This is a genomic window from Streptomyces sp. NRRL B-3229 (assembly GCF_000719505.1).
Lineage (GTDB): Bacteria > Actinomycetota > Actinomycetes > Streptomycetales > Streptomycetaceae > Streptomyces > Streptomyces griseorubiginosus.
The window spans coordinates 1-9,804 of the sequence record NZ_JOGP01000039.1 but is presented as its reverse complement, the minus strand read 5'-3'; the positions used below and the strand labels follow the sequence as shown (position 1 = coordinate 9,804).

The window sequence follows — 9,804 nt, the reverse complement described above, 5'->3', positions numbered from 1 at the left end:
CACGCCCCCTTCCTGGCGAAGGTGCTGATGCTCGCACCCGGCGCTGGCTGACGGCTGGGCCGTGTCCGCCTCCCCCTGGCATGACGCCGCCTCACAGCCCTGGCGACGGCCCAGGGGCCGCCCGCACCGTCCTGCCCGGACACCGCCAACGCCCTGCGGAAGCACGGCACTTGTGGCCTTCCGCGCTTCGTATCCATTTAAGGAGCAGACCGCATGAATGACTCTTCTGCCGGCACGCAGGGTGCCAGCAAAGCGGTGTTCACCGCCCGCTCGGGGCGGCTGGCCGCGCTGCCGCGGTTGCTGTCGCTGGACCAGAGCGGCGAGCTGACCAGCGCACACGTGAAGCTGGTCGCCACGGCCGTGGGCCGCTCGGAGCGCGCGGTGTGGCGGTGGGTCGCCACCGCGCGCGCCACCGGCCACGTCGATGCGGCATCCCGGACACGGTTCAGCGTCACCCCCGAGATCCGGCGGCTGCTGGTGCTGTGGGGAGGCAACGCCTCCGCCGTCCACCGCGAGCTCAAGCAGCGGGCCCTGGACGATCCCCGCATGCCTGCGGCCCCGTCACTGTCGACGATCCACCGGGCGCTGCGCCGGGACCTGACGCCCGGGGAGCGGGCCGGGCTCGCCAAGGGGGAGGCCGCCCGGCGGGCCTTCGACGTGTTCGCACAGCGTCCTCCCGCGCACCGCAACGCCGCCTGGGAGGGCGACCACAAGTGTGTGCCCGTGCGGGTGCTGCTCGAGGACCAGCTCGTGCAGCCCTGGGTGACCTGGTTCATCGACTGCCACACCAAAGTCATCACGGGGGTGGCTGTGACGCCCCATGCACCCAGCGCGGATGCGGTGCTGGCGGCCCTGCGGATGGCCCTGGACCGTACCGAGCCCTTCGGCCCGGCCGGCGGCCTGCCAGGCCTGATCCGGGTGGACCGCGGCAAAGAGTTCCTGTGTGCCACCGTGGCCTCGGCCCTGGGCGCCTGCGCCGTGCCCGTCGTCGATCTTCCCGCCTACAGCCCGCACCTGAAGGGCACCATCGAGGCGCTCAACGGTGCGGTCGAGGACATGCTGTTCGTCTCCATGCCGCGCTACGTGCACCGGCAGACGCTCACCGGCGGGCGCACCGCAGACCCGGACGAGCCCGCACTCTCCTTCGAGGCGTTCGTGGAACTGCTGCTGAAGTGGGTGCACTGGTGGAACACCGAGCACCAGCCCAGGGCGCTGGGCGGCCGCACCCCGATGCAGACGTGGTCGTGCGACCCCACTCCCCTGCACGACGTTGCCGCAGAACAGCTGGCCCATTTCGGGCTCGAGGACGACGGACGCACCCGCACCATCACCACGCAGGGCGTGCGGTGGCGCAACCGCCACTACATCGCCCCCTGGATGGTCGGCCAAGCCGGCGTCCGTGTCGCGGTGCGCCACCTGCCCCACCACGACATGACCATCGAGGTCTTCGGCCTGGACGGTGTGTACCTGGGCAGCGCCGTTCTGGCCGAGGCGGCCAGCGAGGAGCAGGTCAGCAAGGTCCGCAAAGCCCGCACCGCCAAGGCGCGGCGGCTTCGCGCGGACATGAAGGCCGCGGCACGGCTGCGCCGCGAGCGCTTCGAGGCCGTCACCACCGCCGTCCCGCCCGAGCGTCTGGGTGCGCTGACCGAGGCGGAGGCCGAGGCAGAACTTGCCGAATCGGACGCCACGGACCTGCGGCGGGCCGATCCCGGCTACATCCCGCACCAGCCCGTCCCGGACGGCTGGGCGCGCCCGATCCCACTGGCCGCGAGCGGGCCGGACGACGACACCCCTGAGGAGAACGTGTGAGCGGCGACGTGGACTACGGCAGGCTGCCCGCAGAGGACGACGACCACTTCCACCGCCTCGATGCGCACCTGGTGGCCACCAACACGCTCATGACGACACTGGACGACATCCAGGCGACGATCGACGCAAAGGCCATGATGGTCGCCTACGGATCGGCTGGGTACGGCAAGACGATGTCGGTGAACTCGGCGCTTCGCAAGATCGCCCCCGACAACACCTACCGCCTGGAGCTGCGCTCGGGGCCGACCCCCCGCGACATCCGCCACGGACTGTTTCACGCCCTGGGGCTGCCCGGGGAACCGCCGACCCGGCCGATCGAATTCGACACCCTGCTGAACACCCTGATGATCCTCGGCCGCCACCAGCAGACCACCGCACGGCCCTCCCTCATCGTCACCGGACCCGCCGCAGCCGGGAAAACCACCGCCCTCCTCAACGTCGGCCGCGCCTGCCACCTCGCCCACACCCGCAAAAACCCGCCCCCGCCCGGATCAGCCCACGGCGCGGCACCCGTGGCGTACGTCCTGGTCCCGCCCGGCGCCACCGCGAAAACCCTCATCACCGAATTCGCCCGCTACCTCGGCATCCCCACCACCACCCGCATGACCCAGACCCAGATCACCGACGCCGTCTGCCACACCTACACCCAAGCCGGTGTCCAACTCGTCCTCATCGACGAGATCCACCGCCTCAACCCCCGCACCACCACCGGCGCCCAGGCCGCCGACCTGCTCAAAGACCTCACCGAACGCCTGTCCGCGACCTTCGTGTACGCCGGCATCAACGTCACCGACACACCCCTGTTCAGCGGCACCCGCGGCGCCCAGCTCGCCGGCCGCGCCACCCTCATCACCTGCGGTCCCCTCCCCGCCCGCCACGGCACTCGCCACCCCTTCCGCGACGTCATCACCGACATCGAGAACGCCCTCGACCTCCACCACCACAAACCCGGCACCCTCCCTCGGCACGCCCCCTACCTCCACCAGCGCACCGCCGGGCCGCATCGGATCCCTCACAAGGCTTATCCGCCAAGCAGCCATCACCGCCATCCACGACGGCACCGAACGCATCACCAAAGCTGCCCTCGACGCGGTACAACTCGACCACCTCGCCGAAACCCACCACCGCCCCACCCGCAGCCGCTAACCCCCCACCCACCAGGCAAAACAGCGCTCACCAGCACAAACACCAAACGAGTCATTACGCGCTAGAACTACCTACAACACACCCCGCCACACTCCACACAGAACACATAACCCCAGCTCAGCCCCCCGCCCACCCCGACCCAACCGCCCACTCGACCTCTCAGCAAACCCACAACACCCCAAGTCAGCAAGCACTCGGCACACCAACAAACCCCCCTCCGAGCGTTAGCACCCGCACGAACTGCCCGCCGCCCAGGTGCCCGAAGCCTGCCGCTGGCACGTCAGCTCCGGCGTCGCGCACCCGGCCGGAGACGGCAGCCGCTGGTGCCGCACGCCGTCCTCTGCCCCGCCCGCGAGACACCCCCGCCTCCTCCCGAGCTGGCGGAGCTGCGCCGGTCGCTGGCCGTGCGCTCCCGCCGCCTGATCGACGCCGGCATCTTCACCCCTCCCCCGGCCTCAGCGCCCGGCCAGACACCTGAAGCGGTCCTCTGCCGCCCGGCCCGGCCCATCGTGCAGTTGCTGTACGTCCGCTACCTCGCGTCCCGACCGGTGGACGAGATCCAGTGCGTCGCTCAGACCCGGCACCGCCATGGAGTCGTACATGCGGCCAGTGAACGCAGAGCCGCTCGATCTCGCCGAACTGCAGCAGCAGCCGAGCAAGTTACGCGGCCTGTCCCATGAGGAGGCCACGCAGGCCGTTCTGCCTCGTGAGACGCTCGGCCAGGCCAAGTCCTACGCTCCGCTCGCCAAGGACTATTCGGCGCGATCCCAGCCCCCGAGCCGAAGACCGATCGCCTCCCGGACGCCCGCGGCAGTCAGCCTTCCCGAGCCTCCGCATACGATGACGACCCAGGAATGCGTAGCTGGACTGGCGACGCAGACCTTTTACGTCAAGTCCCGCTACGCGGTGTGTTCCGGCAAGCAGTTCGACCAGGTCTGGCTGCGCAACGGGAACCCTGTCGGCACCAGTCACTTCGATGTGCTTGCCATCGGCACCATTCCGAAGAACAGCAGGACCATCACGGTCACGTACTACTTCACCGACTTCACCACGGCCCGCGAGAACGGCGCTGCCGCGATGGGCATCACGACGAAGGGCAGCATCACCCACAGCTGGCCGTCCACGGCGGCGTACACGCAAGGCGGCGTGACGATGCCCTTCACCCGGACATGGAGCCAGCTGCTGGGTGCGGACACCTACAAGCACACCTTGACCGTCGCCCCAGGCCAGGGATCCGACACCCCGAAGACCGATCTCGTCGCCGCGGTGTACGTGGCCAACATCAGCCTGAAGGCACCACCTGCTTGGGCGTCTGAGCCGATCACGGGCGGCGATCTGTTCATGCTGCCGCCCCGCTGGGACAAGGCTCCATACCTGCCTAATGCAACGGCAGGCGCGGCCTCGTGGGCCGTCCTGACGCCGCTGCAGTACAGCACGGCGGCCGGAGCTCCGGAGCGCGAGGTAGCCCTGCACATCCAGAAGGGGTTCGCCACGCCAGGCATGACGCAGCCCCCCATGGCGAGGAAGGACCTTCCGGGCAAGGGGCCCGATCTCGGGCTGACACGTCTGTACTGGGACACCCGACGCCGCGACCTGAACCGCAACCGCTCCGTCTACAACTGCGGTAAGTACTTCGGCGAGGACTACGCAACATCAGCCGGATATGCGCGCGAATGTGACGAGTACCCGATGGCATCTACGTACGAGGGAGCAGGCCACTCGGACTACGACCCTCTGGCCGAGCCGGGCAACTTCAGTGTCCTGCCGGTAAAGAAGGAGGACAACGGAGCTGCCGGAATCCTGCTCGCGCAGTTCTATGACAAGAACCGCGTCATCGACGGGCCGGACGACGCGTTCTGGATCGAAATCACTTCGTAGGCTGCATCGGCTCAGGTACGGGGCGGCTCGGGAACCGAGCCGCCCCGGCATCTAGGCGTTCGGCCAGAACTGCGCGATGTAGCGCTCGACCCCGTGCACCACGCCGTGCTGGGTCTGCGTTGCTGCTGCCTCACGGCCGGTGCACACCACTCGTACCGTCCAGAGGCCGGGGCCGTCCGACAACTCGATCGCCTCTGGCATCGGTCCTGCCGCCATCCCTCTGGCGCGCAACTTGCCCGAAGAGCAGGCGATGCTGGCCAGAGCCGACTCGTCCCACTCCCCGGCCGGCACTACAGGCTCCCCGTCCCAGACCTCCACCGTCAGGGACGCGGTGTGGGTGTGCCCGGCGCTGTAAAAATCAAGACGCCCAGGGTAAGCCGTGAGGAACGTGCCGCTCTCGAAACCCTCGGGGAACAGCACAGGAACCTGTGCGTCGTCGAAGTCCTGCAAGGCCCATCCGTGGTAATCCACGTTCACTGCATGCTCCTGGCGCCTGATCAGGCCGGCCACGTCACCCACCCCTTGTCATCGTCTGGTGCGAGGGGCTCCATCATCGTCGATCTTCGTCGGCGAAATCACTGCGGTACCGGCCTTTGCACGGTTCGGGCGGCAGAAGCAGCCGGTTGCGAGGGCTGCTTGCTGATAGCGGGCGCGACCTCGGTGCAGTGGCCCGAGGATGTTGACCGGCGTCTGAACATCCTGGTCCGCGCTGCCACCGCGGCCGGCGAACACACTTCACACACCGAGGTGCTGGCCGCCCTGGCACCCATCGTCGAACAGCAGGTCCGAGTAGCTGGCCCAACTGCTGCACCGCTGCCGGCGCCTGCCCCAGGATGCTCTCGCCGACGACGTCGGCCGCGACGACCGTCCCCACGTCCGCGCCCCCGGACCACGCCGTGCCACACCCACGTGAGCGATGGACCTCCCGGAAGGTCACCGGAGAAGGCTCCGGCTTCGAGGGCGCAGCGGTATGCCCGGACGGATGGGCTGGCGTGTTCGTCCGTTCGGTCAGCCCTGGGTGGGGACGCTGTCGTCGGCGTCCCTGAACAGACGCAGGGCCGTGCGTTCAATGCCTTGGAGGGAACCGGTCGTTCGCAGCCATTGCTCCACAATGTGCCGTGGTAGCTGGGTGCGCTGTCCCAGCATCGATGTGCCGATGTGCGCGGTCTGCTCCGCCAGTTCCCTGAAGAGTGCGCGGACTTGGTTCTGGGTCAGGTTGCGTCCTTGCAGGCCGGCGTGCAGGCGCTGCAGGGCGGTGATCACGCTATGCGACCTGGTGTGGAGGTCGGTCGGCACGTCAGCGTCGGCGCATGTCTGTTCCACCATCAGCCTGATGTCGCGGAGCTGGGTGAGGACGTCTTGGAGTCGGGCGGGCGGAAGCGGGGGGTTGGTTTCAGGCGTCCTGTCGTTGGCCGTGCAGCCGGTGGGTGCGGCGAGTTTGAGGGGCTTGAGGCCGTGGAAGAGTTCGCGGCGCAGGGGGGCCAGGGCGGTGCTGCCGGTGTCGGTGTCGAGGGCGTTGGTGACCGTGCTGGTCAGCTGGGTGCGGTGGCGGGCCAGCAGCTGGTCCAGCAGCTGTTCGGGGTCGTTGCGTCCGCCCTCGCCAAGTACGCGGTCGGTGCGGCTGTTCATGTGCATCCCCCTTGTGGAGGTCGAGGACGGTGGTCAGAGGTCGAGGAGGGTGATGAGCCGTTTGCGGGCGCGGCTGATGTTCTGTCGCACGGCGGCGGGGCTCATGGCGAGGGCTTCGGCGATCTCCGTGTAGGTGAACCCGTCGATGTCCCAGGCCATGACGGTGCGCATAGTGGGCGGTAGCCGGCGCAGGGCGTCGAGAACGGCCTGCTGGAACTCGGAGATGACCACGGCGGCCAGCGGGCATGTGCCGCCCGGACGGTCGGGTACCGGGTCTGTGGGGGCGGCGCGCGTATTGCTCTGGCGCCGGTAACAGCGTTGCGCGGTGATCCGTAACCAGGTCCGCGGGTGGTCCAGGGTGCGCCACAGGTCCGGCAAGAGTGTGGCCATCGCCTCGTGGGCGGCGTCAGCCGCTTCGTAGGCGGTGGCGCCTTGGTGCATGAGGAAAACCGTGACCGCGCTCATCTCCTGCGTGTAGAAGGCGTTGAAGTCATGGCGCCGGAAAAGAGCGGGCGTTGGCAGTGTTTCTTCATCTGCGGTGTGGACGGGAGGGGGCGGCTGCTCAGTGGTCATGGCGCGCCTCGCCTTGTGGAACGGCCCGTGATTGTGCCGCCGATCAAGAGGTCGACGTTGTGATGCGCGGTCTTCTCGATGAGGCGGCTGCCCGGTGGCAGCGACCGGGCGCGTTCCGACAGCCCGTGCTGGTGGAGTTCCGCGCGCCGGACCTGTGCGCGGAGTCTGATCCAGCGGTGGCCAAGACGCAGGAGGTAGCCGCCTGCGGCGACTCCCACCGCGGCCGTTGTCGTCATGGGATCCATACCCCAGTCCCTGTGTCCTAGGGCGGCGTCCGTCACGCCGCGCTTCCTCTCTATAAGCAGGCAGGGCGCCGCTTTGTGACATAGGGCTGCCTGTTGAAGCCGAGAGCCTGTGGGCCGTCCACCAGACACCCACCCTGGTGCTCGGTCCCGTCCTGAACGGCAGGACGCACCGGCCTCGGCAGTACCCTTGGTCGCACACTCAAAGTCACCGTCATCGCCCTCGCGAGCACCCGCGACAGACCCTGGGATCAGACAGCCGTCCGACCTTTTACGGCGGTGGCTGCTACCCGGCGTCCGTGACCAGTGGCATAGCGCAGCGGTTTTCGGCCCTGCGAGAGCTGGCGGTTCAGGAGATTGCGCACAGTCGCTCCCCTCGGCGCTCCCCGCTGATCCCCTCGCGGGATCATGGGATCTGGTGAATTTCAGCCATGCAGCAGAGAACAGTGCACCTGCTTCCGTGGCCACCGTGTATCCGGCCTCCGCATCGTTGCACCGGACCCGGACCACCATGTCCGCCGTGCCGATGTCGTAGTTGCCGTTCCCGTAGTTCTTAGAGATCGTCTCAACTGGCTTGATCACTAAGGTGGCGGCCGTGATGACGATGGTGGAGCGTCTGGTGCCGGACGGGTTGTGGGAGTTGTTCCAGCGGGTGATCCCGGCTGCGCCGGTGCGTGCGCAGGGTGGCGGCCGACGTCGCTACGGTGACCGCGAAGTGCTGGCGGCGATCCTGTTCGTGGCCACGACGGGGTGTACCTGGCGGCAACTGCCACCGGTCTTCGGCCCGTCCGGGCCGACCGCGCACCGGCGGTTCACCGAGTGGAGCCGGGCCCGAGTATGGGGCAAGCTCCACCGCCTGGTCCTGGACCGACTCGGCGCGCGTGGCGAGTTGGACTGGTCCCGGTGCGCCATCGACTCCATGAACATGCGCGCGACGAAAAGGGGGGACCTGACAGGTCCGAATCCCGTAGATCGCGGCAAGAAGGGATCAAAGATCCACTTGATCACCGGGCGGACCGGTCTGCCCCTCCCCATCGGGATCTCCGCCGCGAACACCCACGACAGCCAGGGGCTCGAACCCCTCGTACCCGGCATCCCGCCCATCCCCTCCCGCCGCGGGCCGCGCCGACGACGGCCCACCAAGCTCCATGGCGACAACGGGTACGACTACGACCACCTGCGCCGATGGCTACGCTCCCGGAACATCACCCCCCGCATCGCCCGCAAGGGCATCGAGTCCTCCCAGCGACTGGGCCGTCACCGATGGACCGTGGAACGCACGGTGGCCTGGCTTGCCGGATGCCGCCGCCTGCACCGCCGCTACCAGCGCAAGGCCGAACACTTCCTCGCCTCGCCGGCATCGCCACCGCGCTCATCCGCTACCGGCGTCTGGCTGCGTGAGCCGGTTCAGACGGCTCCGAGGAACCCCGGGTCGGCGCCGTCGAACTGCCGGCACGAGCCACGGCTCAGCCCCAAAAGTTCCGCCATGGGCACCGCACGGCGACTGGCCGCCGGCAGGTCCTGGCGGGCCTCGGCCGACCACAACGGCGGGAAGAACGACAATCCCTGCCGGCCGTTCAGCACGGACACCTCGCCGCGCCAGCCGTCCCACCGCAGGCCCCCGTAGAACTCCTGCAGCCCTCCGGAGAGAATCCAGGACAGCCAAGCTGAGTGTCCGGCGCCCAGCGCCTCCCAGCCAAGCGAATCCGGGGCGAAGTAGATGATCTCGCCCGGCTCACCGGGCCGACCGGCCTCACAAGGGTTCCCCCCGTTGAGGGCGAAGACCCCGCCCAGCACATCGTGCGCAACCACCAGCCCCGCCCCCGGCCGCCAGGCCGGATCAAACGTCGCGGGCATCGCGTTGATCTCCACCAGACCCGGCAGCCTCTCAGCGTGAGCGTCACCCGGGCTTCCAAACATCCGCAACCAGCCGCTGTCCACCAGCAGACCACCGCTGTTCAGGACGATCCCACCCAGATTCGACCGGGCCGAGACCTGACCCCGCCCAACCCGGCGAGGTCACAGCATCAGTCGTCGAACTCGAAGCCCGAAGTCTCCGCACGGGCAATGATGTCGCGGACTGTCTCGGGGCTCGTGATGACGGATTCAACGGCCGTCTTGAGTCGCACGAGGTCGCTCGAACCGCCGACCGCGCAGACCATGCCAGCCTCGCTGTCGAAATCGAGACGCTCGGCAATATCGGGCCAGGCAAACCGCACGAAACCTTCCCAGAAGTACCCGTTCGGCTCGTGCCCGGCGGCGGCTACGGCGACATCGGCAGCCAGGCCACCGGCATCGAACGTCAGCGAGTGCTCGCCATCAAAGTCATGCAGGCGGATGGTCAAAGCGCGATCTTCTCACCCCCAAGGCACGAACCGTTCGTCCGGTCCCTCACCGCTCTCGAACCCGGTGAACCTTTCCGGTCACAGCACTAGGCGCTGTTTCTCGGATCATGTGCGGAGCCAGATGATGAGTGCTGCGAGGGTGACTGTGCCGAGGTAGGTGTAGGCCCGTTTGTCGTAGCGTG

At 68.3% G+C, this 9,804-nt stretch carries 8 protein-coding genes and 2 pseudogenes; 5 read left to right on the top strand and 5 right to left on the bottom strand.

The features are described 5' to 3' along the window. Positions 1-213: 213 nt before the first annotated feature. The 4 genes and pseudogenes from IF54_RS40070 (at position 214) to IF54_RS43755 (ending at position 4,833) form a co-directional block, all read left to right on the top strand. Positions 214-1,809 carry a Mu transposase C-terminal domain-containing protein gene (locus tag IF54_RS40070; RefSeq protein ID WP_234439154.1) on the top strand — a complete coding sequence of 532 codons (1,596 nt, stop codon included), beginning with the start codon at positions 214-216 and terminating at the stop codon, positions 1,807-1,809. Between the two features lie 89 nt (positions 1,810-1,898). Continuing rightward, positions 1,899-2,955 (top strand): annotated as a pseudogene (locus tag IF54_RS40065) (AAA family ATPase). A gap of 255 nt (positions 2,956-3,210) precedes the next feature. Beyond that, complete coding sequence (locus IF54_RS44105; RefSeq protein WP_324616582.1) at positions 3,211-3,378, top strand: DUF6083 domain-containing protein; 168 nt, start codon at positions 3,211-3,213, stop codon at positions 3,376-3,378. A gap of 177 nt (positions 3,379-3,555) precedes the next feature. After that, entirely contained in the window at positions 3,556-4,833 is a 1,278-nt protein-coding gene (locus tag IF54_RS43755) for a hypothetical protein (protein ID WP_234439153.1), read from the top strand. A 51-nt stretch (positions 4,834-4,884) separates the two neighbouring features. On the opposite strand, the gene IF54_RS0137300 is transcribed toward IF54_RS43755, so the two are convergent. The 3 genes from IF54_RS0137300 to IF54_RS42485 form a co-directional block, all read right to left on the bottom strand. Beyond that, positions 4,885-5,343, bottom strand: coding sequence for a hypothetical protein (locus IF54_RS0137300; RefSeq protein WP_037821122.1), 459 nt, complete (start codon positions 5,341-5,343; stop codon positions 4,885-4,887). A gap of 498 nt (positions 5,344-5,841) precedes the next feature. Then, a complete protein-coding gene (locus tag IF54_RS0137295) occupies positions 5,842-6,462 on the bottom strand; it encodes a hypothetical protein (protein ID WP_030327083.1) in 621 nt (206 codons plus the stop codon). 33 nt (positions 6,463-6,495) lie between these two features. Next, entirely contained in the window at positions 6,496-7,035 is a 540-nt protein-coding gene (locus IF54_RS42485; protein ID WP_107047947.1) for an RNA polymerase sigma factor, read from the bottom strand. Between the two features lie 846 nt (positions 7,036-7,881). Between IF54_RS42485 and IF54_RS41795 the strand changes: the two genes are divergently transcribed. Then, a protein-coding gene (locus IF54_RS41795; protein ID WP_199821293.1) for an IS5 family transposase occupies positions 7,882-8,678 on the top strand; the annotation gives its coding sequence in 2 pieces (ribosomal slippage) (positions 7,882-8,626 and positions 8,626-8,678; 798 coding nt in all). 6 nt (positions 8,679-8,684) lie between these two features. On the opposite strand, the pseudogene IF54_RS0137285 reads toward IF54_RS41795, so the two are convergent. Beyond that, positions 8,685-9,269: pseudogene (locus tag IF54_RS0137285) on the bottom strand (DUF2625 family protein); the annotation flags it as partial. 35 nt (positions 9,270-9,304) lie between these two features. Further along, on the bottom strand, positions 9,305-9,622 hold the full coding sequence (locus IF54_RS0137280; RefSeq protein ID WP_030327073.1) for an Imm51 family immunity protein: 318 nt from the start codon (positions 9,620-9,622) through the stop codon (positions 9,305-9,307). Positions 9,623-9,804: the final 182 nt, after the last annotated feature.